The 24,301-nt window shown below is 56.7% G+C and carries 23 protein-coding genes; 11 read left to right on the top strand and 12 right to left on the bottom strand.

Annotated elements, in window-relative coordinates; genetic code table 11:
* The first annotated feature begins 3 nt into the window (after window positions 1-3).
* The 4 genes from hflC (at window position 4) to cfaB (ending at window position 5,283) form a co-directional block, all read left to right on the top strand.
* Entirely contained in the window at window positions 4-1,017 is a 1,014-nt protein-coding gene (gene hflC, locus V6L81_RS03080) for a protease modulator HflC (RefSeq protein ID WP_094999566.1), read from the top strand.
* Window positions 1,014-2,072 (top strand): protease modulator HflK, encoded by a 1,059-nt coding sequence (gene hflK / locus V6L81_RS03075; protein WP_095017932.1) that lies wholly within the window; start codon window positions 1,014-1,016, stop codon window positions 2,070-2,072. The genes hflC and hflK overlap by 4 nt, the downstream gene beginning before the upstream one ends.
* Window positions 2,069-3,979, top strand: a complete 1,911-nt coding sequence (locus V6L81_RS03070) for a cation-translocating P-type ATPase (RefSeq protein ID WP_095038462.1) — start codon at window positions 2,069-2,071, stop codon at window positions 3,977-3,979. Before hflK ends, V6L81_RS03070 begins: the two co-directional genes overlap by 4 nt.
* A gap of 119 nt (window positions 3,980-4,098) precedes the next feature.
* Entirely contained in the window at window positions 4,099-5,283 is a 1,185-nt protein-coding gene (cfaB, locus tag V6L81_RS03065) for a C17 cyclopropane fatty acid synthase CfaB (protein WP_088378578.1), read from the top strand.
* Here cfaB and V6L81_RS03060 read toward each other — a convergent pair.
* Window positions 5,274-5,744: a hypothetical protein gene (locus V6L81_RS03060; RefSeq protein ID WP_254925213.1), complete on the bottom strand. Its 471-nt coding sequence runs from the start codon at window positions 5,742-5,744 to the stop codon at window positions 5,274-5,276. The two genes, cfaB and V6L81_RS03060, sit on opposite strands and share 10 nt — an antisense overlap.
* A 125-nt stretch (window positions 5,745-5,869) precedes the next feature.
* Entirely contained in the window at window positions 5,870-7,309 is a 1,440-nt protein-coding gene (cls, locus tag V6L81_RS03055; protein ID WP_094999562.1) for a cardiolipin synthase, read from the bottom strand.
* A gap of 134 nt (window positions 7,310-7,443) precedes the next feature.
* On the opposite strand from cls, the gene V6L81_RS03050 reads away from it, so the two are divergent.
* Window positions 7,444-7,962 (top strand): DUF3617 domain-containing protein, encoded by a 519-nt coding sequence (locus V6L81_RS03050; protein WP_153379700.1) that lies wholly within the window; start codon window positions 7,444-7,446, stop codon window positions 7,960-7,962.
* Here V6L81_RS03050 and V6L81_RS03045 read toward each other — a convergent pair whose 3' ends face one another.
* Genes V6L81_RS03045 through folE2 form a run of 5 tightly spaced genes read right to left on the bottom strand, consistent with a single transcriptional unit; the run spans window position 7,963 to window position 11,840 of the window.
* Window positions 7,963-8,523, bottom strand: coding sequence for a DapH/DapD/GlmU-related protein (locus V6L81_RS03045; RefSeq protein WP_095020592.1), 561 nt, complete (start codon window positions 8,521-8,523; stop codon window positions 7,963-7,965).
* The gene (locus tag V6L81_RS03040; RefSeq protein WP_095023138.1) at window positions 8,520-9,410 is read right to left on the bottom strand and encodes a metal ABC transporter substrate-binding protein; all 891 of its coding nucleotides are present in this window, start codon (window positions 9,408-9,410) and stop codon (window positions 8,520-8,522) included. The genes V6L81_RS03045 and V6L81_RS03040 overlap by 4 nt, the downstream gene beginning before the upstream one ends.
* A gap of 11 nt (window positions 9,411-9,421) precedes the next feature.
* A complete protein-coding gene (locus V6L81_RS03035; RefSeq protein WP_094999559.1) occupies window positions 9,422-10,288 on the bottom strand; it encodes a metal ABC transporter permease in 867 nt (288 codons plus the stop codon).
* On the bottom strand, window positions 10,288-10,947 hold the full coding sequence (locus tag V6L81_RS03030) for a metal ABC transporter ATP-binding protein (protein WP_095024798.1): 660 nt from the start codon (window positions 10,945-10,947) through the stop codon (window positions 10,288-10,290). The genes V6L81_RS03035 and V6L81_RS03030 overlap by 1 nt, the downstream gene beginning before the upstream one ends.
* On the bottom strand, window positions 10,947-11,840 hold the full coding sequence (gene folE2, locus V6L81_RS03025; protein WP_338660471.1) for a GTP cyclohydrolase FolE2: 894 nt from the start codon (window positions 11,838-11,840) through the stop codon (window positions 10,947-10,949). The genes V6L81_RS03030 and folE2 overlap by 1 nt, the downstream gene beginning before the upstream one ends.
* Window positions 11,841-11,967: 127 nt before the next feature.
* On the opposite strand from folE2, the gene V6L81_RS03020 reads away from it, so the two are divergent.
* From V6L81_RS03020 to V6L81_RS03005, 4 genes are all read left to right on the top strand, one after another.
* The gene (locus tag V6L81_RS03020) at window positions 11,968-13,179 is read left to right on the top strand and encodes an N-acetylmuramoyl-L-alanine amidase (RefSeq protein WP_094999556.1); all 1,212 of its coding nucleotides are present in this window, start codon (window positions 11,968-11,970) and stop codon (window positions 13,177-13,179) included.
* Between the two features lie 93 nt (window positions 13,180-13,272).
* A complete protein-coding gene (gene zigA, locus V6L81_RS03015; protein WP_153326315.1) occupies window positions 13,273-14,481 on the top strand; it encodes a zinc metallochaperone GTPase ZigA in 1,209 nt (402 codons plus the stop codon).
* Complete coding sequence (locus tag V6L81_RS03010) at window positions 14,478-15,131, top strand: DUF1826 domain-containing protein (protein WP_094999554.1); 654 nt, start codon at window positions 14,478-14,480, stop codon at window positions 15,129-15,131. Before zigA ends, V6L81_RS03010 begins: the two co-directional genes overlap by 4 nt.
* Window positions 15,132-15,170: 39 nt before the next feature.
* Window positions 15,171-16,145, top strand: a complete 975-nt coding sequence (locus tag V6L81_RS03005; protein WP_095020587.1) for a GTP-binding protein — start codon at window positions 15,171-15,173, stop codon at window positions 16,143-16,145.
* A 199-nt stretch (window positions 16,146-16,344) separates the two neighbouring features.
* On the opposite strand, the gene V6L81_RS03000 is transcribed toward V6L81_RS03005, so the two are convergent.
* Entirely contained in the window at window positions 16,345-16,746 is a 402-nt protein-coding gene (locus tag V6L81_RS03000; protein ID WP_094999552.1) for a DUF3301 domain-containing protein, read from the bottom strand.
* Between the two features lie 113 nt (window positions 16,747-16,859).
* On the opposite strand from V6L81_RS03000, the gene pdxY reads away from it, so the two are divergent.
* Entirely contained in the window at window positions 16,860-17,732 is an 873-nt protein-coding gene (gene pdxY / locus V6L81_RS02995) for a pyridoxal kinase PdxY (protein ID WP_095020586.1), read from the top strand.
* Between the two features lie 30 nt (window positions 17,733-17,762).
* Here the strand turns inward: pdxY and V6L81_RS02990 are convergent, their stop codons facing one another.
* Entirely contained in the window at window positions 17,763-18,248 is a 486-nt protein-coding gene (locus tag V6L81_RS02990; protein ID WP_094999550.1) for an acyl-CoA thioesterase, read from the bottom strand.
* A gap of 287 nt (window positions 18,249-18,535) precedes the next feature.
* Between V6L81_RS02990 and V6L81_RS02985 the strand changes: the two genes are divergently transcribed.
* Window positions 18,536-20,296: a cation:proton antiporter gene (locus V6L81_RS02985; RefSeq protein WP_094999549.1), complete on the top strand. Its 1,761-nt coding sequence runs from the start codon at window positions 18,536-18,538 to the stop codon at window positions 20,294-20,296.
* 95 nt (window positions 20,297-20,391) lie between these two features.
* Here V6L81_RS02985 and V6L81_RS02980 read toward each other — a convergent pair whose 3' ends face one another.
* The 3 genes from V6L81_RS02980 to uvrD all read right to left on the bottom strand — a co-directional run bounded on the left by V6L81_RS02980 (window position 20,392) and on the right by uvrD (window position 24,225).
* Window positions 20,392-20,799, bottom strand: coding sequence for an SMI1/KNR4 family protein (locus tag V6L81_RS02980; RefSeq protein ID WP_016782918.1), 408 nt, complete (start codon window positions 20,797-20,799; stop codon window positions 20,392-20,394).
* A gap of 133 nt (window positions 20,800-20,932) precedes the next feature.
* Window positions 20,933-21,778 (bottom strand): Tim44 domain-containing protein, encoded by an 846-nt coding sequence (locus tag V6L81_RS02975; RefSeq protein WP_094999548.1) that lies wholly within the window; start codon window positions 21,776-21,778, stop codon window positions 20,933-20,935.
* Between the two features lie 263 nt (window positions 21,779-22,041).
* Window positions 22,042-24,225, bottom strand: coding sequence for a DNA helicase II (gene uvrD / locus V6L81_RS02970; RefSeq protein WP_094999547.1), 2,184 nt, complete (start codon window positions 24,223-24,225; stop codon window positions 22,042-22,044).
* Between the last annotated feature and the right edge of the window lie 76 nt (window positions 24,226-24,301).

The following is a 24,301-nucleotide window of genomic DNA, read 5'->3' as shown; positions in this document are numbered from 1 at the left end:
CTCTTGTCTCAATCCCACGATCACAGCAGCCATCATCATGGCTGTTCCCACCACGGTCATCACCATCATGACGATACCCTTGAGCCAAGCCCCTTCCCGTGGCGACGCATGGGCTGGGCGGCATTGCTGGTGCTGTTCGCCATCGCCGCGGCGAGCCTGGTGCAAGTACGTTCCGGCGAAGCCACGGTAATTACCCGCTTTGGCAACCCGGCCCGGGTGCTGCTGGAGCCCGGTCTGGGCTGGCGCTGGCCGGCGCCATTTGAAGTCAGCGTGCCGGTGGATCTGCGTTTGCGCACCACCTCCAGCGGCCTGCAGGACGTGGGCACTCGCGATGGTCTGCGGATTATTGTGCAGGCCTATGTGGCCTGGCAGGTGCAGCCCGATGCCGAGAATGTGCAGCGCTTTATGCGCGCCGTACAAAATCAGCCTGACGAAGCGGCGCGGCAGATCCGTACATTTGTGGGGTCGGCACTGGAAACGACGGCTGCCAGTTTTGATCTTTCAAGCCTGGTGAACACCGATGCCAGCCAGGTCAAAATTGCCGACTTTGAAGCGCAATTGCGTCAGCAGATCGAACAGCAATTGCTCAACACCTATGGTGTGCGTGTGCTGCAAGTGGGCGTGGAGCGCCTGACTTTGCCATCGGTCACGCTCACGGCGACGGTTGACCGCATGCGTGCCGAGCGCGAAACCATCGCCACGGAGCGCACCGCCGCAGGCAAGCGCGAAGCGGCGCAAATCCGCTCCGCTGCCGAACGCGATGCGCGCATCCTGCAGGCCGATGCGAGCATCAAGGCCGCGGATATCGAAGCGCAGTCGCGGGTAGAAGCCGCGCAGATTTATGGTCGTGCCTATGCCAGTTCGCCCGCGCTGTACAACGAACTGCGCGCGCTCGATACGCTGGGAACAATGGTTAATCCCGGCACAAAAATTATTTTGCGCACCGATGCCGCACCCTTCCGGGTACTGGTCGATGGCCCGCCGAAGCTGGATGCCAAGGCTGGATCGCAGCCATGAGCCAGGCACCTGATGAAATCAAAGGTGTCAGCAGCCCATGGCAACAGGCGGGGCGACTGGCATTTTTGGGCCTGTACGCGGTGACTGTATTCGCGGCGGTTGCCTGGGGGTTTTCCAATGTGCGTCAGATCGATCCGCAAAATCGTGCCGTGGTATTGCGCATGGGCGCGTTGGACCGTATCCAGAATGCCGGCTTGTTGTGGGCGTGGCCAAAGCCTTTCGAGCAAGTGGTGATCGTCCCCGCAGCAGACCGCGTGAGTGAACGCCGGATTGAAAATCTGCTGCGCTCGGATGTGGCGTTGCAGGCCGATCGAAAAGCTTCGTTCGCCACGCCGGTCAGCGATGCGCTGGCCGGTTCCGGGTATTTGCTGACCGGTGATGCTGGCGTGGTGCAACTGGATGTACGGGTGTTTTACAACGTCACCGAGCCCTATGCGTTTGTGCTGCAAGGTGAGCATGTACTGCCTGCGCTGGACCGGTTGGTGACACGTAGCGCCGTTGCGCTGAGCGCCGCCCGCGATCTGGACACGATTCTGGTGGCGCGCCCGGAACTGATCGGCAGCGACAGCCAGGCAGCTGAACGCCGTGAGCGCCTGCGCGGTGATCTGGTGCAAGGCATCAACCAACAACTCGCATCCCTGAGTGCCACCGGGCAGGGTATTGGTTTGCAAGTGGTACGGGTGGATGTGCAATCGAGTTTGCCGGGCCCTGCGGTGAATGCCTTCAATGCGGTACTGACGGCCAGCCAGCATGCGGAGCAAGCGGTGGCTGCAGCGCGCAATGAAGCGGCCAAAGTCACCCAATCGGCCACCCAGCAGGCTGATCGCAGTGTCGAGCAGGCCCAGGCCCAGGCCAGCGAGCGTCTGGCCAAGGCTCAGGCAGATACGTCTACCATCATCAACCTGGCCAAGGTACAGCAGGCCGGCAATGACTCTGGCTTGATGTTGCGCCTGTACCGCGAACGCATGCCCAGGATTCTGGGGCAGGCCGGTTCTGTCACCAGCGTCGATCCCAACGATGATTCCCGCCTGATTATTCAGGGAGCCGAACAATGAATGCGTCTGCCACTCAACCCGCCGTGAGCCTGTTGACCGGTCCCGAACAACGTCGCGCAGCGCGCCAACTGACACTGGCCATGCTGGCGCTGGGCTTGTTGGGTTTAGGGCTGGTATGGCGCTGGCTGATGCCCGCGCAAATCGGCGTCAGTCAGTTGCTGCTGGGTTTTGCTTCAATATTGGTGGCCGTGCCGGTCATGCGTTCGGCCTGGTACAGCCTGCGCTACCCGAGCCTGCACGGGATCACCGACCAGTTAATTGCCTTGGCCATGCTCGGCGCCTGGGCCACCGGCGATTTGCTGACGGCGGCTTTGCTGCCGATCATCATGATTTTTGGCCATGTGCTGGAAGAGCGCAGTGTGATTGGCTCCCAGGAAGCGATCCATGCCCTGGGCAAACTGACCCGCAGCCAGGCGCGTTTATTTCAGGCTGACGGCAGTTTGCTGGAAGTCGACAACGCCACCCTTAAAAGCGGCGATCAGGTAGAGGTGCGCGCTGGAGATCGGGTGCCCGCCGATGGTCTGGTACTGGCAGGGCAGGCCAGCCTGGATACGGCCTCTATTACCGGTGAGTCAGTGCCGCTGGAAGTCGGTAGCGGCATGCCGGTCTTTGGTGGGGCCATCAACCTCGATGGTTTACTGCGGGTACAGGTTACCCGCACCGGTGAAGAATCGACATTAGGTAAAGTCATCGCCCTGATGCAAAGCGCCGAGCGCGCCAAGCCGCCGATCACCCGTTTGCTTGAACGCTATGCTGGCAGTTATATGGTGTTGGTGTTGATGATTGCAGCAGTGACCTGGTTTATCACCAACGATGCCCAGGCCATGCTGGCAGTGCTCGTGGCTGCGTGCCCTTGTGCGCTGGTGTTGTCGGCACCGGCGACGGCGATTGCCGGGATTGCCGTGGCGGCGCGCCACGGGATCTTGATCCGTAGTTCGGCGTTTCTGGAAGAGCTGGCAGACCTCAGCTCATTGGTTGTGGATAAAACCGGCACCCTGACCTACGGCACTTTGCGCCTGCAAGCGATCGAAACCGATGTGCTGCACGAGCAACCGCTGCTGCAACTGGCCGCCAGTTTGGGCGCCGCCAGCAGCCACCCGGTGAGCCGGGCGCTGGCCGGGTTGGTGAGCCACGAGCAGATGCTCCCCCTCAATGATGTGCGCGAGCGACAAGGGTTGGGCATTGTGGCCAGCACCGGGCAGGGTGAAGCAGCGTTGGGCCGTCCTGAATTGTTCAGCCAATTGAACATCACCACCAGTGCCGTGCCTGACCACGATGGCCCCATTGCCGGGCTTTCCCTCAATGGCAATTTCCTGGGCTGGCTGTTGCTGGCAGATAGCGTAAAACCCGAAGCCCGACAGGCGTTAAGTGAATTACGTGAACTGGGGCTTGGGCGCCAGGTGCTGCTGACCGGCGACCGCCAGAGCGTGGCCGAGCATTTGGCGCACACTGTGGGCATCAACGAAGTTCAAGCGCAGGCACTGCCCGAAGACAAGCTCGAACGTGTGCTGAGTGAAATCGGCAACGGCTTTCGGCCTATGGTGGTGGGCGATGGTATCAACGATTCGCTGGCGCTCAAGGCCGGTGTGGTGGGGGTTGCCATGGGCGCCGGTGGCGCGGATATCGCGCTGGCTTCATCGGATATCGTGTTGATCGGCAGCGATTTGCGTCGGCTGGGCACCTGCGTGCGCCTGAGCCGTGAGTGCCGGCATACTTTGCAGGTCAATGTGATCATCGGCCTGGGCTGGACCCTGGCGATTGTCGCGGCGGCGGCGTTTGGCTGGCTGGGGGCCGCCGGCGCGATGATCGCCGCGGTGTTGCATAACCTCAGCACATTGCTGGTGCTGGGCAATGCCGGGCGTTTGCTGCGGTTTCATGAACCCCTGCAGCCGGTGAAGTTGGCTTGAAAGTGATTCGGATAAACGGTCGCGCCCGCTCTAGCGTCGACCTCCTGTCCGCGAAGCTGACAGTTTTCGTTATTCGTCTAACCTATAGTTTTGATATCTGAAATGAAGGAGGATTACAGATGCTCGCGCAACTTCCACCGGCCTTACAGAAACTTCAACTTCCATTACGCCTGAGGCTGTGGGACGGGCACGAGTTCAATTTCGGCCCGACGCCCAGCGTCACGATCGTGGTCAAGGACCCGACCCTGGTGGCTCAATTTACCCACCCCAGCCTCGACTTGCTGGGCAGTGCCTTCGTTGAGGGTCGGCTTGAACTGGAAGGCTCTATCAGCGAAGCGATTCGGGTATGCGATGAGTTGAGCCAGGCGCTGGTAGATGATGATGACTACGCCCCGCCACCCCGGGTTTATCACGACAAGGCGACTGACGCCGAGTCCATCTCTTATCACTACGACCTGTCCAATGACTTCTACCAGCTGTGGCTTGATCGCGACATGGCGTATTCCTGTGGTTATTTTGAAACCGGGGAAGAGAGTCTGGACGAAGCCCAGCAAGCCAAGTTTCGTCTGCTATGCCGCAAGCTGCGACTCAAGCCCGGCGAATACTTGCTGGATGTAGGCTGCGGTTGGGGCGGGCTGGCGCGGTTTGCCGCACGCGAATATGGGGTCAAGGTATTCGGGATTACCCTCAGCAAGGAACAACTCAAACTTGCCCGTGAGCGCGTCAACGCTGAAGGTCTGCAAGACAAGGTTGATCTGCAACTGCTCGATTATCGCGATCTGCCGCAGGATGGCCGGTTCGACAAAATCGTCAGCGTCGGGATGTTTGAACACGTCGGGCACGCCAACCTGCGCGAATACTGCGAAATTCTCTCCAGAGCGGTGCGCGAAGGCGGGTTGGTGATGAACCACGGGATCACTTCCAAGCACACCGATGGCCGCCAGGTTGGTCGGGGTGCAGGGGATTTTATCGATCGTTATGTGTTCCCCAATGGCGAGTTGCCGCATCTGTCGATGATGACTGCCGAAATCAGCGAGGCCGGGTTGGAAGTGGTCGATGTTGAAAGTTTGCGCCTGCACTACGCGCGTACGCTGGAGCATTGGAGCCAGCGCCTGGAGCAAAAACTGGATGCTGCCGCCAAGCAGGTACCGGAGCAGGCCCTGCGGATCTGGCGTTTGTATCTGGCCGGTTGTGCCTACGCCTTTGCCCATGGCTGGATCAACATCGACCAGATTCTGGCGACCAAGCCCCATGCCGATGGCTCGTTGGAGTTACCACCGACCAGGGCGGATATTTACCGCTGAGCGTGGGTTTCCCAGGTGATGGGTTGCGGGTCTTGTATCAGGTTTCTGTCCAGGACGAAGCGCCCATTCTGGAGCCCGATATTTTGATCAACCTTGGCCAGGGCTTTTTGCTCAAACGTCAGTGAGCTTTTGTTGAAAACAAGGTCGTGGCGGGCAACATTGCCGCCCCAGTCCGGTGAGGGGAGGGAGATGTAACTGATGCGGTATTGGTCGTCAGTAAAATCTCCCTCCACTACATACACGCCGTAATGGTTCTCTCCCGGGGAGATGATTTTGTAGAGGCCATTGTCGTAGTAGTACAGCACCGCCTCTTCAAAGGGTTTTTCGCTATACATCTTCTTGTAGTGCAGCCGGTGGATAAACGTTGGCTGGCCCACTTCTACGTTGATAAGCGGCGGGGTGTGAGGGGTGTCTTTGGTCTGAGCTGAAGCAAGCGTGCTGATAGTGAAGAGCACACCCATTAACGAGAATCTCATTATTTTTATTCCTTAAACTGAACGGCCCGGGTTATTCCGGGCCATTCAGTTTATGGAATCCTGCTTGACGCTTTTGCCTGCCCTGAGTAATTCAGATCCGTCCTACACAGCTATAAAACCGGTGAAACCAGTCTGGCTATTCGCATGCCCAGTTGCTGCAAACGGTGTGTGGCTTTGATATCGGCATCAGTGATTTCACGGGCCAGTGCGAAGTCATCAAGCAGCATATGCTCGACTTGCCTGGCGAAGTCTTGGTCGACGGTCAGCAGCATGACTTCAAAGTTGAGACGGAACGAGCGGTTGTCCATATTGGCGCTGCCAATGGCGCTGATCTCGTCATCGACCAGTACTACTTTTTGATGCACAAAACCGGGCTGGTAACGGAAGATCCGTACGCCTGCGCGTACTGCCTCGAAGGCATACAGGCTGGATGCGGCGTACACGATTTTGTGGTCCGGGCGTGAAGGTATCAGGATGCGTACATCCACGCCGCGCAGCACGGCGAGCCTGAGCGCGGAAAACACCGCTTCGTCAGGTACAAAGTAAGGGCTGGTAATCCACACCCGTTGATTGGCGGCATGGATAGCTTCAACGAAAAACAGCGAACAGGTTTCGTATGGATCTGCCGGGCCGCTGGCCAGGAACTGGCAGAGCACGCCACCGTCCGGGTAGCTTTGTGGCAGGATCAGGGGCGGCAGTTTGCGTGCGGCCCAGAACCAGTCCTCGGCAAACGACTCCTGCAGGCAGGCCACAACAGGGCCGGTGACTTCCACATGGGTATCGCGCCACGGCGACAGCGGGGGCTTGGCACCCAGATATTCATCGCCAACGTTATGGCCGCCGACAAAACCGCGCACGCCATCCACGACCACCACTTTGCGATGGTTACGGAAGTTGACCTGGAAACGACTGATCCAGCCGCCACGGGTGGCAAACGCATAAGTTTGTACGCCACCTGCGCGCAGGGTCTCGGCATAAACTTTTGGCAAGGCATGGCTGCCGATACTGTCATACAGCAGATGTACCGCGACCCCTTGCGCGGCTTTTTCGAGCAGCAGTGCATGCAGTTTCATGCCCAGGTCATCGTCGTGGATGATAAAAAACTGCACCAGCACCACTTCTCTGGCTGAGCGAATGGCATCGAAAATGGCGTCAAATGTCGCCGTGCCATTGATCAACAGGCGCACGCTGTTGTTGGCCAGGCATGGCATGCGACCCAGTCTGGGCATTGCGCGCAGCGAGGCGTAGGCTTTTGAGCTGCGTGCGGCCAGTGCTTCTTCGACCCATGGGCGCCAGCTCAGATGGGTGATGGCTTCACGCATTTCCTGGTTGGCATCGCGTCGGGCTCGAATGTAATCGTCAAAAGTACTACGGCCAAAGATCAGATACGGGATCAGCGTGAAGTAAGGAATAAAGAACAGCGACATAGCCCAGGCAATCGAGCCCTGCGCAGTCCTGACCGTCAGCACTGCATGCACGGCGGCAATCAGGCCTAAGCTGTGGATTAATAAAATCAGATAACCAAGTACGTGCGGGCCTAGATAATCCATGCGTATCCTTACTCCAAAATGTCTAATGCCAGTACTAACAGACCATGATCTGTTATGAATGTCCTATTTGTTTGCGGGCGCAACACTTGCCCTTTTTTGACGTCTAACGCTGACAATCGCGTAGGAGTTGCTTGATGAATGTTCGTCTGCTTGGGCTGTTCATGGCCTGTGGTTTGTCGATTCCTGTGGCTCAGGCCCAGATGCTGCAACCGGGGCTTTGGGAACTCAGCTCCAGCAATATGCAGGTAGATGGCCAACAGCTGCCTGAACTGCAGGTAATGTTAGGCCAATTACAGAATATGCTAACCCCGGAACAAAAAGCCCAACTGGAAAGCCAGGGGCTGACCATGGCGGGCAAAGGTGTGCGGGTGTGCCTGACGCCCGAGCAAGTGAAGTCAGACAACATTCCGCTGACTGACCCCAAGTCTGGGTGTACCCAGCAGATCACTGAGCGTAGTGGAAATCAGTGGAAGTTTCGCTTTAGTTGTCCAAAAGCCCAGGGCGCAGGTGTGGCAACGTTTGCCAGTGATCGGGAGTTCACCACCCAAGTAAATGGCACCTTCAATGCGACCGGGATACAGCAGAAGGGCAGCATGGATACCCGTGCTGTCTGGTTGGGACAAAACTGTGGAACCGTCAAACCGCGTACTTGATCAGAACTCGTTTTGCAGCGCTTTATAGCCGCGCACCAAATCCACATTGGTGCGCGCTACATCTTCTGAAAACTCCGATGCGCTAACACTCACTGGCGCAAATTGGCTCAGGTCCGTGTTTGGTCCGATTCGGGTCGTGGAAGGCACATAGAAGTTATCCGGCAGGTCGCGGCCATCCACGACCGAGTTATGCCGCACCACACAGCCATCACCCAACTCGCAATTGAACAGCACACTGTTGAAACCGATAAATACCCTATCGCCAACACGGCATGGCCCGTGAACGATGGAACGATGTGCTATCGAAGTGTTTTCACCAATGATGACCGCCGCGCCGGACTTTGAGTGAATGACCACGCCGTCCTGAATATTTGAATTAGCGCCGATGCTGATCGGTTGCATGCCGCCGTCCTTGTCGACTTCATCGGCGCGGATCACGGCGTACGGTCCGACAAATACGTTTTCGCCGATCACTACTTTGCCGCAAATGATGGCCGTTCTGTCGACATAGGCGGACTCGGCGATTTGTGGCAAGTCGCCTGATGGATTTTTTCGGATCATGGTGTGCTCAATGCGTTGTGCAGGGTGGTGAGGTTGTATTCGAAAAGGCCAAGAAAAGTGCTGGCCGGACCTTCACTGGCCAGGGCATCGGAGTACAGCGTGCCACCAATCTGTGCGCCACTTTCATCGGCAATCTGCTGCAACAGACGCGAGTCTTTAATGTTCTCCATAAATACGGCCCTCACCTTGTCGGCCCGTATCTGACGAATCAGCGAAGCGACTTCAGCGGCCGAAGGTTCGCGCTCAGTGGACAAGCCCTGAGGTGCCATAAAGTCGATGCCATAGGCCTGGCCCAGATAGCCGAAGGCATCATGGGAGGTCACGATACGGCGATTGCCGGCGGGCAGGTTGCCCAGCTCAGTTATGGCCTCGGCTTGCAGTCGATCCAGCTTTTTCAGATAAGCCGCAAGGTTGCGGTTGTAGTACGCCTCATCGGCCGGGTCGGCCTTGATCAGCGCTTGAGTGATGTTGTTCACATACAGTTTTGCGTTTGTCAGGTTGTGCCAGGCGTGAGGGTCGGGGATGGTTTCGCCGTCTTCCTCCATCGTGTGAGCAGCCACTCCTTTGCTGGCAGTCACGATAGCCCCCGGGGTTTCGGTACTGCTCACCAGGCGATCAAGCCAGGGCTCGAACCCCAGGCCATTTTTGATAATGATCTTGGCATTGAGCAGTGCCTTGGCATCGTCCGGGGTGGGCTCATAGGTATGTGCATCCTCATCAGGGCCGACCAGCGCGCTGACGTGCACATGTTCGCCGCCGATTGCCCGGGTCATGTCGCCGAGAATGCTGAAGCTGGCAACGACAGGTATTTTCGGTGTCTGAGCCGCGACGCCAAGGGACAAGCCCATCGCCACGCACATACTGAATATCATGGTTAGAGCACGCATCGTGTTGCACCTCATCGGGATGACAGCAAAGGCGGTCGGCGCAGCAAACCGTGTACCGGACCAAAAATGACAGACAACGCATAGCTGCAACCCGCTATCAGCACGATGGCCGGGCCGCTGGGCAGTGAGTAATAAAACGACAGTAAAAGGCCCAGCCAAACCGAAACGCAGCCAATCGCAGCCGAGATCAGGATCAGCACAGGCAGTCGACGGCTCCAGAAGCGCGAGGCAATAGCCGGCAACATCATCAGGCCAACCACCATCAGTGCGCCGATAGCCTGAAAGCCGATCACCAGATTCAACACCACCAATGTCAGGAATAGCCCGTGAGCCAATGGCCCCAGCCGACTGACACTGCGAAGGAATAGAGGATCCAGGGTGTCGAGCAACAATGGGCGGTAGATGGCTGCCATCAGCAGCATGCTGAAGCCGGTTACCCAGAGCATGCCTGTGAGCGTCTGGCTGTCGACGGCCAAGGCTGAACCAAACAACAGATGGAGCAGATCAAGACGTTTACCGGCGATGCCAAGGATCAATATGCCGCTGGCCAATGAGATCGGGTAAATCGCCGCGAGGCTGGCATCTTCACGCAAGCCGGTGCGCCGAGTGATCCAGGCTGACACTCCGGCCATGCTCAAACCCGCCCCCAACCCCCCCAATGTCAAAGCAGGCAGGCTCAGCCCGGCAAACCAAAACCCCAGCGCAGCTCCGGGGAGAATGCCGTGTGCGACTGCATCACCAATCAAACTCATGCGCCGCAAGATCAAAAAAACGCCCAGGGGTGCCGTGCTACATGCCAGTACCAGACCGCCAAATAAGGCACGGCGCATAAAGACAAATTCCTGGAACGGTTGCCATAACTGGCTGACGATAACCATCAGGCGACCTGCGGCGGGTTGATCAGTTGCTCGGTCGGCGCCAGTAAGTTGCCGCTGCTTTTAATCAATAATGTTTGGGGGATATGTTTGCGAACGGCGTTAAGGTCATGGCACACAACCAGCAACGTTCGGCCTTCGGTTTGCCATCTCTGGATATGTTGCCAGAGCAGTTCTTGCCCCAGTTCATCGAGAGCTGCATGGGGTTCATCCAGTAGCAACACCGAGGCATCGGCAAGGCATAAGCGGGCCAGAAGCGAGCGTTGCAATTCGCCGCCCGACAGGGCCATAAGCGGTCGGTGTTCCAGGCCGTCTAAATGCCAGTCTGCCAAGACAGCGTTCAACCGGTCGCTTCGTTGTTGGGCCGTTTGCTTCTTGCCCCAAAATCCCGCAGCCACCAACTCTTGCAAACTGATGGGGAATTGCCGATCCATAAATTGTTGTTGTGGCATAAAGGCCACGTTGCCTTGGCGTGGAACATCCAGCACAACTTTTCCCGAGAGCGGCTTTTGCAGCCCCGCAATCACTTTGAGCAAACTGCTTTTGCCGCAACCATTGGCGCCTATTACGGCTGTGAGGCTGCCTTTGACCAGGTTCATATTTAGCGCTGGAGTGAGGGGCTGACCCGGAACGCCCCAAGTCAGATGCTGACAACCGATCATCACACCTCCCAATTCCAAAAGCTTTCGGCCACGGCGTCATGGCTGTGCAAACTTTCTGCGTGAACAACTTTAAGTTTGAACGCCTCCACGCCAGAACTTTTCTGCAACACCGTGTTGAGCCTTCGGGCCGCGTCTTCGCAGAACATCAAGTTTTGACCGTTGGCCAGTGCGAAGGCTTGTTCGTCGGCGCGTTTTACCGCTGTTTGAACGGCAGTCCCTAATGCGCCTTCGGCATTATTGATGATTGTTTCCAGAGTCAGTTGTGGGAACTGATGTTCCAAACGAATCGTTAGATGTGCAGCGCTTCGCTGGCTGTGTGGTGTGGCCACGATACCTTTTGAACTACCGAGCCAAGCAAGAACATCTGCGTGTTGCAGTGATGTGTTGGCGAAATCATCGATGAATTGTCGCTGTATTAATTGCCGTGCGAGCGCCGCTGAGCAGGGGCATGTGGAGGAGTAACTCACGAGAATTTTTAGTTCCACGTGGAACATTCCGTTTTTCAAACTCGCTTCAATGCTTGTTGGATAGCTTTTCCAGCCTGCCAATGGGCTGACCAAGGCCGGGCGTTTGAGCAGTACATCGCTGTGAATTCGCACATAGGCTTTGTTCGATAAACCTTCGTGGCTGTCGAGAAAGCACTGCAATAGTTGCCTGAGCAGGGCAGGCGTAAGGTTTTCCGTTTCCAGCTGATCCAACGCCAGATACAGGCGAGACATGTGAATGCCCCGTGCAGTGGCATCTACGAGATTGACGCCGGCATCTATTTTCGCGCTGAGGCGTTGGCCGTTGATTAATACCGGGGAAGCAATGCCGCACATACCGACCCATTCAAGCGCTATTGCTTGCTGGGATGACTGCGCGGCGACATCTGGCAAAGTCAGCGCATTCATAAAGTGAGATCCGTCGCAGAGTGTTTTGACATGTTATATTATAACTATAAAGTCGACGATGCTTTTTTGCTGGGGCATACACACAGCAATCTTGAGTACGGATGCTCCCTTATCTGCGGTACAGGCTATGCACAGACGTCAACTGCTCAACTGGCTGCTTGCCAGTTCCGTATTCACATTGCCGCTGGGAATTTCAGCTGCCCAAATTCAGCACGCCAGGCTATGGCGCACCGGGAATACCTTGCGTCTGGTTCTGGATCTGAGTGGGCCGGTGCAGTACAAAACCTTCTCATTAACGGCTCCCGATCGGCTGATTATTGATGTGAGTGGTGCCAGCCTGAAGGGGGATTTCAGTGAGTTGGTACTGGCCAATACGGGCCTGCGTTCGATTCGCTCCGGGCATTACGGCCAGGGTGATACGCGCATCGTGCTGGACCTGGATGAGCCGGTTCAGCTCAGCAGTTTTCTGCTGCCACCCCAGGGCGGGCAAGGTCACAGGCTGGTGCTAGACCTGGCCAAAAGTGCGGTCGCCAAACTGGGTGTGGCAGCGGCAACGCCAAGCAACACACACCCCAAACGCGACATTATTGTGGTGATTGACCCCGGGCACGGGGGTAAGGATCCGGGTGCGACGAGCGCCAAAGGCCATCGTGAAAAGGATGTTGTTTTGTCCATCGCCCAGCTGCTGGCCAAGCGCCTCAAGCGTGAAAAAGGCTTTGATGCACGGCTGGTGCGCAATGATGATTTCTTTGTCCCCCTGCGCAAGCGGGTAGAAGTCGCTCACAAGCACAATGCAGACCTGTTTATTTCGGTGCATGCAGACGCAGCGCCGCGCCTTACGGCGTCTGGAGCATCGGTGTACGCGCTCTCGGAGGGTGGTGCCACATCGGCCACAGCGCGGTATATGGCACAGCGTGAAAATGGTGTGGATCTGCTCGGTGCCACCCGCCTTTTGAACCTTAAAGACAAAGACCCGATGCTCGCAGGCGTGATCCTCGATATGTCCATGAATGCCACCATCGCGGCCAGTTTGCAGTTGGGCAACACCATTCTGGGCAGCCTTTCGGGCATCACCTCACTGCATCAAAAACGCGTGGAACAGGCCGGTTTTGCCGTGCTCAAGTCGCCGGATATTCCGTCGATTCTGGTAGAGACGGGCTTTATGTCCAACCCCCGCGACAGCGAGCGCTTGATCACCGCGCGTCATCAACAGGCGGTAGCCGAGGGTTTATTTAACGGATTAATCGCTTATTTTCAGAAAAATCCGCCCGCCAGCAGCCATATGGCGTGGGTTAACGAACAGAAAAACAGTACGTTCGTCACTTCAGGGTTGTCTTAAATGTATTGTTATAATGTATCATTTGTTGGTCCGGTATCGGATTGACTGCCAAGCGGGCGTTTTGACCTGCAGCCCTGATGAGGAAATATCCAGATGTCGAATCGTCTTCCTGTAACTGTTCTCTCAGGCTTTTTAGGTGCAGGTAAAAGCACGCTGCTCAATTATATTTTGCGCAACCGCGACAACTTGCGCGTGGCCGTGATCGTTAACGATATGAGCGAAATAAATATTGATGGCGGTGAAGTACAGCGCGATGTGACCTTGAACCGGGCTGAAGAAAAACTGGTCGAAATGAGCAACGGCTGCATCTGTTGCACCCTGCGTGAAGACTTGCTTGAAGAGGTCAGCGCACTGGCCAGGGAGGGTCGATTTGATTATTTATTGATCGAGTCGACCGGTATTTCAGAACCGCTGCCTGTGGCAGAAACTTTTACGTTTCGTGATGAATCAGGACAAAGCCTGGCCGATATTGCCCGCCTGGATACGATGGTTACAGTGGTCGACGGGCTGAATTTTCTTCAGGATTATCAAGCCGCAGAGAGCCTGGATTCACGGGGTGAAACCCTTGGAGAATCAGACGAACGGTCAATTACTGATTTATTGATCGAACAAGTTGAGTTCGCTGACGTCATTTTAATCAGCAAAATTGATTTAATAAGTTCCGACGAACGGCAAGAATTAATGGCCATTCTGCAACGCCTCAACGCTCAGGCCGAAATAATGCCTATGGTCATGGGTGAAATTGCGCTGCATAAAATTCTCGATACCGGCCGGTTTGACTTTGACCGTGCGGCGCAGGCACCGGGCTGGTTGCAAGAGTTACGCGGTGAGCATGTGCCCGAAACCGAAGAGTACGGCATCGCCTCCAGTGCCTATCGTGCGCGCCGGCCTTTTCATCCCGAACGTTTTTTCAATTTTATCGAGCGGCCCTGGACCAATGGCAAACTGCTGCGCTCCAAAGGTTTTTTCTGGCTGGCCAGTAAATTTCAGGAGGCGGGCAGTTGGTCTCAGGCTGGCGGTCTGATGCGCTATGGGTTTGCCGGTCGCTGGTGGCGCTTTGTGCCCCGCGACCAATGGCCGCAGGAGCCGCAAGCCAAGGCAGAAATATTGCAAAAATGGCTGCCGGATACAGGAGATTGCCGCCAGGAATTGGTGTTTATCGGTCAGCACATCGACTTCGCCCGGCTGACGGCTGAACTCGATGCCTGTTTGCTCAACGATGCTGAAATGGCCTTGGGCGAAGCGAGCTGGAAATTGCTGAGCGATCCTTTTGGCGACTGGTATGAAGAGGTGGCTGCATGAAGAATGCATTTGCCTTTACCGCTCAGCCGTTGATCGATCAGGTTCGTGGGCAGACGCCTGAAATCATGACCCGAATTCTGGATGAAGACGTCAACCTGGCCATCTGGCAGCGTCAGTTACCTGTGCATATCGTCGATTTCGGGGCTTTATTGCTTTCGCTGGACGAGCCATTGGCTGACGCCATCGTGATAGATATGCCCAACGAAAAGGCTCACCCCAACCTGACAGGCCTGGCTGCCAGGTTTAATGATCTGGAAGGCTATGCAGGCTTTATTGCAGACGTTTCCTGGCTGGTGAGTGCCTACGCGTGCCTGTTGGGCGCAAAACGCATTGGGCTGCGTCTCAGAGCCCTGGATAAAGCCATGTGCCCCCGGTTTCATGTGGACCATGTACCTGTACGTCTTATTACCACTTATGCAGGGATTGGTAGCCAGTGGCTGCAGGAAGGCGTAATGGAGCGTCGTCAGTTAGGGCAGGTGCAGGCCGAACCCGCCCGTGCAGAGTTGATTCAGCAAATAAACGCCGGTGAAGTTGCCTTGCTCAAGGGGGAGAAGTGGCAGGGTAACGAGGGAGCGGGGTTGATCCATCGTTCGCCGGCACTGGCACCGGGCGAGCGCAGGCTGATTTTGACCCTCGATTGGCTGGCCTGAGGCATATTGCTTGCTTCAATCCGTACAGAAGCTGGCCTCATGTTGCAAAACATACCTACCCACGTGATTGCCGGGCCGCTTGGCGCCGGCAAAACCAGTCTGATTCAGCACCTGATGGCGCACAAACCGCCACACGAACGCTGGGCGGTGCTGGTCAATGAGTTCGGTCAGATCGGCCTGGATGCGGCCCTGATGAGCCAGGGAAGCGATGACATTGCTATCACCGAAGTGGCGGGTGGCTGTGTGTGCTGCGTCAATGGCGCGCCTTTTCAGATCGGTTTGAGTCGCCTTTTGCGCAAGTCCAGGCCCGATCGCCTGTTTATCGAGCCTTCCGGTTTAGGCCATCCCGCACAGATTCTAAAGCAGCTCGGTGAAGCGCCCTGGCTGGGGGTTTTGGCCCTCCAGCCGTGCGTCATGGTGCTCGATGCGCAAGCGATGGCTCAGGGCAAACCTTTGCCAAAAACCCAGCAAGAGGCCCTGAAAAGTGCCGGTTTACTGGTCATGAATAAATCTAATAGTGTCCCAAATGAGCAACGTGAGCAGATTGCATGCAGCCTGCCAAAGTGCCCTGTTTTATGGGTCGAGCATGGCCGCATCCCTTTAAATACGCTGCCTGTAGCCCATATGAATATCGCTCATGCTGTGGATAACTCATTGATTTATAAGGATTTTAATCATATTGGCAGTGTGTTTTCCGACCCGCGTACGCCGATGGTGATGACTCAACATCAGCCCGAAGGATGGAGCGCAGGTTGGCGCTGGCACCCCTCTCGGCAATTTGACCTGGATCTGTTGCAACAGTGGCTCGAAAGCCTGGATTGGCAGCGTGCAAAGCTGGTTATTCATGGTTCGGCGGGCTGGTTTTCGAACAATTCTGTGGATAACTCGATCGCGCAATGGAGATCGAGTGAGTGGCGCAAGGATTCACGCCTCGAATTGATTTTTGCTCAGCCCCAGGATCTGGATTTGCTTTGCTCGGGGCTGGAAAGTTGTCTACTCAAGGAGGTTTTTTAGGTAGCAGGCCCGTGTTGCGAGGCACAAAACCCAGGGTTTTAGCGGGTTCTGTGCTGGTAAAATTGTCCTACAACTTGAAGTGTGCGCAGGAGATTTGCACCGTTAAAACCTCACGGAGGTGTCTATCTCAATGGTTTTAGCGAGGTTGCGCGGAAAGTTATCCACAGGCGCCCGGCATGCAGGCGCTGAAAGGCAGGGCTCAGTGGCGGGTCTTGCTGTGTTCCTGGCGCCACTGGCTGAGTTCGATCACCTGAGCGCTGGGAATGACACTTGGCTCGGCTTCGGTCTGGAACGGGTAGGGCGGCAGCTCGATTTTTACGCTGTGGGCGCCGAACTGGGTGATGGTTCCGGTATGACGCTGATCACCGGTCACCGTGAATTCAAAGTTATACACACGGGCCAGGCGTTTATGGCCGTTGGCGTCGGGGATCAGACCGATTTTTTTAAGCGCCACGTTTTCATCGAGCAGTTCGATATCGAGGTTTTTGCAGTGTTGCTTGACCCGCTCCAGCGCCCGCTCGCGCAGCCCGTGGTTGTGCCACAGCCAGGCAGCGCCTGCAGCCAGCAGCATGAGGACGAACATATTTCCCAGGGTCAGCATTACATGTGCTCCAACAGATTGTGCTCAGCTTAACTGCGTCTTCAACCTGTCGTACAGGCCGCGTTTGGTCGCATACTGCGTGGCTTGAATCCACCCGTAGTCTGGAATCCGGCATGAAACGTACACCTCATTTACTCGCCATCCAATCCCACGTGGTTTTCGGCCATGCCGGCAACAGCGCAGCGGTTTTTCCCATGCAGCGCGTCGGGGTGAATGTCTGGCCTCTGAACACGGTGCAATTCTCCAATCACACTCAGTATGGCCAGTGGACGGGGGAAGTGTTGGCTCCCGAGCAAATTCCTTCGCTGGTCGACGGAATCGCCGCCATCGGCGAGCTGGGCAGCTGTGATGCGGTCTTGTCCGGTTACCTGGGCAGTGCGGCGCAGGGGCGGGCCATTTTAAGCGGGGTGGCGCGTATCAAGGCTGTTAATCCCCATGCACTGTACCTGTGCGACCCGGTAATGGGGCACCCGGAGAAAGGTTGTATCGTGCCTCAGGAAGTCAGTGACTTTCTGCTTGAAGAAGCTGCCGCTATGGCCGATTTTTTGTGCCCCAACCAGCTCGAACTGGACAGTTTTTGCGGCCGTCATCCGCAATCGTTGTTTGACTGCCTGGCCATGGCCCGCAGCTTGCTGGCCCGCGGCCCGAAAGCGGTGCTGGTGAAGCATTTGTCGTATCCGGGCAAACCGCCTGAAAGTTTCGAGATGCTGCTGGTCACGGCAGAGGGCAACTGGCACTTGCGTCGGCCGCTGCTTGCCTTCCCGCGCCAGCCAGTGGGCGTAGGCGACCTGACCTCAGGTTTGTTCCTGGCGAGAGTGCTGCTGGGCGACAGCCTGGTGGCTGCGTTTGAATTTACCGCTGCGGCGGTGCATGAGGTGTTGCTGGAAACCCAGGCCTGCACCAGCTATGAATTGCAGCTGGTACGGGCCCAGGACCGCATTGCCCATCCGCGTGTGCGGTTTGAGGCAGTGCCGATCAGTTTGTAAGCAAACTGAACAAAACCTGTGGGAGCGGGCTTACAGTGTTTCGTCTTTTAGCTCGCGGTAGCGCTGCTCCAGCTCCTGACGGATCTGGCGGCGTTGCTTGCCCTGGATAAAGCGGCGCTTGTCTTCGCTGTTCACTGGCTGCAACGGCGGAACAGCGGCCGGCTTACGGTCGTCGTCCACGGCTACCATGGTGAAGAAGCAGCTGTTGGTGTGGCGCACCGAGCGCTCGCGGATATTTTCGGTAACGACCTTGATGCCAACTTCCATCGAGGTGTTGCCGGTGTAGTTGACCGAGGCGAGGAAGGTCACCAGTTCACCGACATGAATCGGCTCTCGAAAAATCACCTGGTCCACCGACAAGGTGACCACATAACGCCCCGCATAGCGGCTGGCGCAGGCATAGGCGACTTCATCGAGGTACTTGAGCAGGGTTCCGCCGTGAACATTGCCAGAAAAATTGGCCATGTCCGGGGTCATCAAGACCGTCATCGACAGTTGGGAGTTTCCGGGTTCCATAGCAGCAGGCTCGTGGTTGTGTGGCAGCAGTGAAATGGGTATCTCTGTGGATACTTGTCGATTTTTGAAACAGTGATTAACGGGACGCTGCCGTGTTGGCTGCCGTCACGCTTATCTCTATCTGTTTCCATATATTGCACCGCCTTTCTGTCGCAAGTCGCGGTGTTAACCTGCAAAAGTCCGTTAGTCGGATACTTCCTACATTTTAAACAGTCGATACGCGCGGCCTGACAGGCTGTGTCTGTCGTCATGTTGCCTGGTGAATATCAAACAAGGAGTGCCACGCCATGCATGCCATCAGTTTTATTCAGGATCTGGCAGTCATCATGCTGGTCGCAGGTGTGGTGACGATTCTTTTCCACAGGTTCAAACAGCCGGTGGTACTGGGCTATATCGTTGCAGGTTTTATTATCGGCCCGCACACCCCGCCGTTTGGCCTGATTCACGATGAAGAAACGATCAAAACCCTGGCTGAGCTGGGGGTGATCTTTTTGATGTTCTGTCTGGGGCTGGAGTTCAGCCTGCGCAAGTTGTTCAAGGTCGGGGCCACAGCCTTTATCGCAGCGTTTATGGAAATCACGCTGATGATCTGGATTGGTTATGAAATTGGCCGCTGGTTCGACTGGAACACCATGGATTCGCTGTTTCTGGGCGCCATCCTGGCCATTTCATCTACCACCATCATCGTCAAGGCCCTCAACGACCTCAAGATGAAAAACGAGCGCTTTGCCCAGCTGATTTTTGGCGTGCTGATCGTTGAAGACATTTTGGGTATCGGGATTATTGCGCTGCTGTCGAGCATTGCGGTCAGCGGCAGCGTCAGCCCCGAAGAGGTTTTTTCGACCGTCGGTAAATTGTCATTGTTTATGATCGTGGCGTTGGTTATCGGCATTTTGCTGGTGCCGCGTGTGCTGGCGTATGTAGCCCGATTCGAAAGCAATGAAATGCTGCTGATCACTGTGCTGGGCCTGTGTTTTGGCTTTTGCCTGCTGGTGGTCAAGCTGGAATACAGCATGGTGCTCGGGGCGTTTTTGATCGGTGCAATCATGGCCGAGTCGCGTCAGTTACTGAAAATCGAGCGCCTGATTGAACCGGTGCGTGATTTGTTCAGTGCAATATTCTTTGTCGCCATCGGGTTGATGCTCGACCCGGCCATCCTGCTGGAGTACGCGCTGCCAATTGTGGTGATCACTATCGCCGTGGTGCTGGGCAAGATGCTCTCCTGCGGGCTTGGGGCGTTTATCGCAGGCAATGATGGACGTACCTCGCTACGAGTCGGAATGGGGCTTTCGCAGATTGGGGAGTTTTCTTTCATTATCGCGGCGCTGGGTATGACATTGCAGGTCACCAGCAGCTTCCTGTACCCCGTAGCAGTGGCCGTCTCCGTATTGACCACCCTGATGACCCCTTACCTGATTCGCGCCGCAGACCCGCTCTCGCTCAAGCTGGCACAGGTGGTGCCTGGTCGCTTGTCACGGGTGTTGGGGTTATATGGCGAATGGCTGCGCAGTATTCAGCCACAGGGCGAAGGGGCGTTGTTGGCGGCCATGATTCGCAAGATCTTGCTGCAAGTTGGGGTCAATCTGGCCCTGGTCATCGCTATTTTCTTTGCCGGCGGTTATTTCGCACCGCGCATCGGCCGTTATTTGCAGGGCTGGATTCTGGAGCCGAGCTGGCAAAAAGGGATGATCTGGGGGGCTGCTTTGCTGCTGTCGTTGCCGTTCCTGATTGCGGCGTATCGCAAGCTCAAGGCGCTTTCGATGCTACTGGCCGAGATGGGGGTCAAGCCGGAAATGGCAGGGCGCCATACGCAGCGCGTGCGCCGGGTGATCTCGGAAGTCATCCCGATTCTGTCGTTGCTGGTGATTTTTCTGCTGCTGTCGGCCTTGTCGGCAAGCATCCTGCCCACCAACGAGTTGCTGATGGTGATTGCGGTGGTGGCGGCGGGGGTTGCGGCGCTGTTGTGGCGCTGGTTTATCCGGATTCACACGCGCATGCAGGTTGCACTGCTGGAAACGCTGGATAACCACAAGGAGGGGGGGCACTGACAGCCCGCTGACCAAAGGCTGGAAAGCGGGGATGCCCGGGGGCTGTTGATGTTTCGTTGTGGCTCACAACGAAACGTCAACCAACCCTGGAGGTATCAGCTTTCCAGCCAGACGTCGCGCGCCCAGTGCCAGACCGATTCCCAGGTTTCTTCAGTGACGAGTTCTTCTTCGCCGGACCACAGCACCACGGTGCCGTCTTCTTCCACGCAGTAGTAGTCGTCGCCGTCCTGGCAAATAGGGATCAGGCTGCGATCAACGCCAGCATCCCAGGCATTTGCCGCCACTTCCGGCAGATAGGTGTGCGATTGTGGGTCGGTCACTGTGACCGGCTCCAGGCTGCCATACACCACGTCACTGACGGTCAGCAGAAATTCTCTGAAGACAAATGGAATATCGATGAACAGCTGTTCTTCGATTTCCACCAACTGGTCTTCTTCAGGCAGTTCCAGGGGAACCGGTACAGGCTCGTTTTTTTCGCGTAGCTCTTCAATAATCTCTTCCACGACCTCATCCTCATGCTCTATGGCGCGGTTTATATGACGCGCTTTATACAGTAGCTCGTTATAAGTGCAATCGTGAAATGCAAAGCCCCGGACAAGTCCGGGGCTTTGGTAAACGCATGTGTAACTCGCAGGGTTAGCCGTTCTGGCGGATACCTGCCACCAGCCAAGGCTGGTTGTCGCCTTGCTGACGTTCCATGTTCCAGCTTTCGCTGAAGGCTTCGCCCTGGTCAAAGCGCGAGTTTTTCGACACGCCGCTGAAGGTCAGGGTTGCAATGGTTTTGTCTGCGCGATCGTCCAGGCCGTCCAGTTGCACGGTCAGGTTGTCGATGTAGGTGGACTGGAAGCCATCACCCAGCTCAGCGCGTTCACGCTTGAGGAAGTCGAGCATCTGCGGGGTCACGAACTCGGCGATCTTGTCCATTTCGTTGGCATCCCAGTGCTGTTGCAGGGACTGGAAATGGTTGCGCGCGGCTTCCAGGAAGTTTTGCTCGTTGAACCAGGCTGGAGCGTTGATCACCGGACGTGCTGCAGGGGCAGCCGAACCACCGAAGATCGAAGCAGCAGGCTTGGCGTCGAACGCTTCGCGTTGCATGGGTGCGTGGCCAGCAGGGGCCATCATGTCAGCTTGTTTGCGACGACGGGCCGCGATAAAGCGGAAGATCAGGAAGGCGATAACCGCCATGATCAGGATGTCGAAGAACTGCATGCCCTGGAAGCCGCCGCCCATGAACATGGACGCCAGCAGGCCACCGGCAGCGAGGCCGGCCAGAGGGCCGAGCCAGCGCGAAGCACCGCCGGCCTTGGCTGCGGCGCCTGCGGCACCGGCAGCCGCCGGGGCTGCAGCTGGAGCAGCTTGACGCGTTTGGTGGCTAGGCGCTGCACCCGCGCTTTTGCCGCCACCGAAGCGCTTGGCGTTCGCGTCGATGCTCATCGTCAAGCCGATGCACAACGCCATGGCGATGCTAAGAAAACGTTTCATAAGGGGTTCCCATTTGTGGATATCACGCGCGCCATGTTGCACAGATGAGTTGTGACTGGCTAGCGGTGAAGTGTTTCGGGCTTTTGCTTATTTGTTTGTAGGGCTAGGATTTATTTTGCGTAGGAGAACATGTGGGAGCGAGCCTGCTCGCGAAAGCGGTGTATCAGCCAACAATAATATTGATTGATGTGCTCTCTTAGCGAGCAGGCTCGCTCCCACAGCGGTTTGCCTTACCTTATTCCCGCCAAGCTGTCGGGTTGCTGTCAGACCGCCTCAAGTTTGGCGTAGCCCATCATCAGCCATTTGCTGCCTTCGCTGAAGTTGACCTGTACCCGTGCCTGGGCACCTGCACCCTCGAAATTGAGGATGACGCCTTCGCCGAAGACCGCATGCTTGACCATCTGGCCGAGTTTGAATTCGGTTTCGGGAATCTCCGAACCACCAAACAGGGTGCTGGCGCTCTGCTTTTGACCGCCGCCGAAAGGACGACTGACACTGTTGGATAGTCGGACTTCCTGGATCAGACCCTTTGGTACTTCGCGTACGAAGCGTGAAACCTTATTGTAGGTTTCGCTGCCGTACAGGCGTCGGGTTTCTGCGTAGGTCATCACCAGGTTTTGCATGGCGCGGGTAATGCCTACGTAGGCCAGGCGTCGTTCCTCTTCGAGGCGACCGGGCTCTTCCAGGCTCATTTTGTGCGGGAACAGGCCTTCTTCCATGCCTACCAGGAACACGTACGGGAACTCCAGGCCTTTGGCGCTGTGCAGCGTCATCAGCTGAATACCGTCTTCATGCTCTTCGGCCTGGGTATCGCCAGCCTCCAGTGAGGCATGCCCGAGGAAGGCGGCCAATGGCGACAGCTCTTCGTCTTCGTCATTGTTCTCAAAGTTGCGTGCTGCGCTGACCAGCTCCTCAAGGTTTTCTACCCGGGCCTGGCCTTTTTCGCCTTTTTCCGCCTGATGGTAGGCAATCAGCCCGCTTTGCTCGATCACGGTTTGCGTCATCAGATGCAGAGGCATGTCCATGACTTTTGCCGCGAGGTTTTCGATCAGTTCCATAAAGCCGGCAATGGCACCCGAAGCACGGCCCGGCAGGGCTTTATTGGCGATCAGCTGGCGCATTGCTTCCCACATCGACACGTCGCTGTGACGTGCGTGTTCGCGAATGGCTTCGACGGTTTTTTCGCCAATGCCGCGGGCAGGTACGTTAATCACCCGCTCCAGCGCCGCATCATTGCCGCGACCTTCGAGCAGGCGCATATAGGCCATGGCATTTTTGATTTCCGCGCGTTCGAAGAAGCGCTGGCCGCCATAGATGCGGTAAGGGATGCGCTCGCGCAGCAAGGCTTCTTCAAGCACTCGCGACTGGGCGTTGGAACGGTACAAGATGGCGATATCGCTATGGGCGATGCCGGTTTTCAGAGCGCTTTCGATGGTTTCGACCACGTAGCGCGCTTCGTCATGTTCGTTGAACGCGGCGTACAGATTGATGGCTTCGCCTTCGCCGCCGTCAGTCCACAGCTCTTTGCCCATGCGCCCGGTGTTGTTGGCAATCAGGGCATTGGCCGCTTTGAGGATGCCCGCCGTGGAGCGGTAATTTTGCTCCAGACGAATGGTCTCGGCATCCGGGAAGTCGGTTGAGTACTGATAGATGTTTTCGATTTTTGCGCCGCGCCAGCCGTAGATCGACTGGTCGTCATCACCGACCACCATCAGGCTGTCGCCGCCCTGGGCCAGCAACCGCAGCCAGGCATATTGCACGGCGTTGGTATCCTGGAATTCGTCTACCAGGATGTGCCGGAAGCGTTTCTGGTAATGCGCCAGCAAGCCCGGGTTGTCGCGCCACAAATCAAGGGCACGCAGCAGCAGCTCGGAAAAATCGATCACACCGGCGCGTTGGCACGCGACCTCATAGGCCTCGTAAATATTGCGCATGGTGGCCAGGAACAAGTCGCCGCTGGCCTGGATATGTTTGGGGCGAAGGCCTTCGTCTTTTTGACCGTTGATAAACCACTGGGCCTGACGTACGGGCCAGCGCTGTTCATCCAGCCCCAGCTCACGGATCACACGCTTGACCAGGCGTTGCTGGTCGTCGCTGTCGAGGATCTGGAATGTCTGGCTAAGGCCGGCTTCTTGCCAGTGAGCCCGCAGCAGACGGTGAGCCAGGCCGTGGAAGGTGCCGACCCACATGCCTGCCGGGTTGATACCCATCAACTGCTCGATGCGGTGGCGCATCTCGGCAGCGGCCTTGTTGGTGAACGTCACCGACAGCACAGAGTGCGGGGACGCGTTTTCGACCTGGATCAGCCAGGCGATACGGTGCACCAGCACACGGGTTTTGCCGGAACCAGCGCCGGCCAGGACCAACTGACGCCCGACACTGGCCGTGACGGCCTGACGTTGGGCATCGTTGAGAGAATTTAACAAGAGAGAGAGATCATCGCGCATCGGGGCATTTTAGGGGCTGTTGGTGTTTCATTGCTAGCTGCGTGGCCGCCTTGGGCCGAGCGGTCTAAAAGCCGGA

The sequence above is a fragment of the Pseudomonas bubulae genome (genome assembly GCF_037023725.1).
Lineage (GTDB): Bacteria > Pseudomonadota > Gammaproteobacteria > Pseudomonadales > Pseudomonadaceae > Aquipseudomonas > Aquipseudomonas bubulae.
Note: the sequence above shows the minus strand (reverse complement) of the source record. Positions and strands in the feature narration are given on the sequence as shown.

Excerpts from the sequence above, each read along its gene's own strand:
- V6L81_RS03020 (WP_094999556.1), top strand. The coding sequence starts at position 11,968 with ATGCACAGACGTCAACTGCTCAACTGGCTGCTTGCCAGTTCCGTATTC.
- V6L81_RS03030 (WP_095024798.1), bottom strand. The coding sequence starts at position 10,947 with ATGATCGGTTGTCAGCATCTGACTTGGGGCGTTCCGGGTCAGCCCCTC.
- V6L81_RS03040 (WP_095023138.1), bottom strand. The coding sequence starts at position 9,410 with ATGCGTGCTCTAACCATGATATTCAGTATGTGCGTGGCGATGGGCTTG.
- uvrD (WP_094999547.1), bottom strand. The coding sequence starts at position 24,225 with ATGCGCGATGATCTCTCTCTCTTGTTAAATTCTCTCAACGATGCCCAA.
- V6L81_RS02985 (WP_094999549.1), top strand. The coding sequence starts at position 18,536 with ATGCATGCCATCAGTTTTATTCAGGATCTGGCAGTCATCATGCTGGTC.
- V6L81_RS02975 (WP_094999548.1), bottom strand. The coding sequence starts at position 21,778 with ATGAAACGTTTTCTTAGCATCGCCATGGCGTTGTGCATCGGCTTGACG.
- V6L81_RS03010 (WP_094999554.1), top strand. The coding sequence starts at position 14,478 with ATGAAGAATGCATTTGCCTTTACCGCTCAGCCGTTGATCGATCAGGTT.
- V6L81_RS03045 (WP_095020592.1), bottom strand. The coding sequence starts at position 8,523 with ATGATCCGAAAAAATCCATCAGGCGACTTGCCACAAATCGCCGAGTCC.
- V6L81_RS03005 (WP_095020587.1), top strand. The coding sequence starts at position 15,171 with ATGTTGCAAAACATACCTACCCACGTGATTGCCGGGCCGCTTGGCGCC.
- V6L81_RS03060 (WP_254925213.1), bottom strand. The coding sequence starts at position 5,744 with ATGGGTGTGCTCTTCACTATCAGCACGCTTGCTTCAGCTCAGACCAAA.
- zigA (WP_153326315.1), top strand. The coding sequence starts at position 13,273 with ATGTCGAATCGTCTTCCTGTAACTGTTCTCTCAGGCTTTTTAGGTGCA.
- cfaB (WP_088378578.1), top strand. The coding sequence starts at position 4,099 with ATGCTCGCGCAACTTCCACCGGCCTTACAGAAACTTCAACTTCCATTA.
- pdxY (WP_095020586.1), top strand. The coding sequence starts at position 16,860 with ATGAAACGTACACCTCATTTACTCGCCATCCAATCCCACGTGGTTTTC.
- V6L81_RS03035 (WP_094999559.1), bottom strand. The coding sequence starts at position 10,288 with ATGGTTATCGTCAGCCAGTTATGGCAACCGTTCCAGGAATTTGTCTTT.
- V6L81_RS02990 (WP_094999550.1), bottom strand. The coding sequence starts at position 18,248 with ATGGAACCCGGAAACTCCCAACTGTCGATGACGGTCTTGATGACCCCG.
- V6L81_RS03070 (WP_095038462.1), top strand. The coding sequence starts at position 2,069 with ATGAATGCGTCTGCCACTCAACCCGCCGTGAGCCTGTTGACCGGTCCC.
- V6L81_RS03050 (WP_153379700.1), top strand. The coding sequence starts at position 7,444 with ATGAATGTTCGTCTGCTTGGGCTGTTCATGGCCTGTGGTTTGTCGATT.
- folE2 (WP_338660471.1), bottom strand. The coding sequence starts at position 11,840 with ATGAATGCGCTGACTTTGCCAGATGTCGCCGCGCAGTCATCCCAGCAA.
- hflK (WP_095017932.1), top strand. The coding sequence starts at position 1,014 with ATGAGCCAGGCACCTGATGAAATCAAAGGTGTCAGCAGCCCATGGCAA.
- V6L81_RS03000 (WP_094999552.1), bottom strand. The coding sequence starts at position 16,746 with ATGCTGACCCTGGGAAATATGTTCGTCCTCATGCTGCTGGCTGCAGGC.
- cls (WP_094999562.1), bottom strand. The coding sequence starts at position 7,309 with ATGGATTATCTAGGCCCGCACGTACTTGGTTATCTGATTTTATTAATC.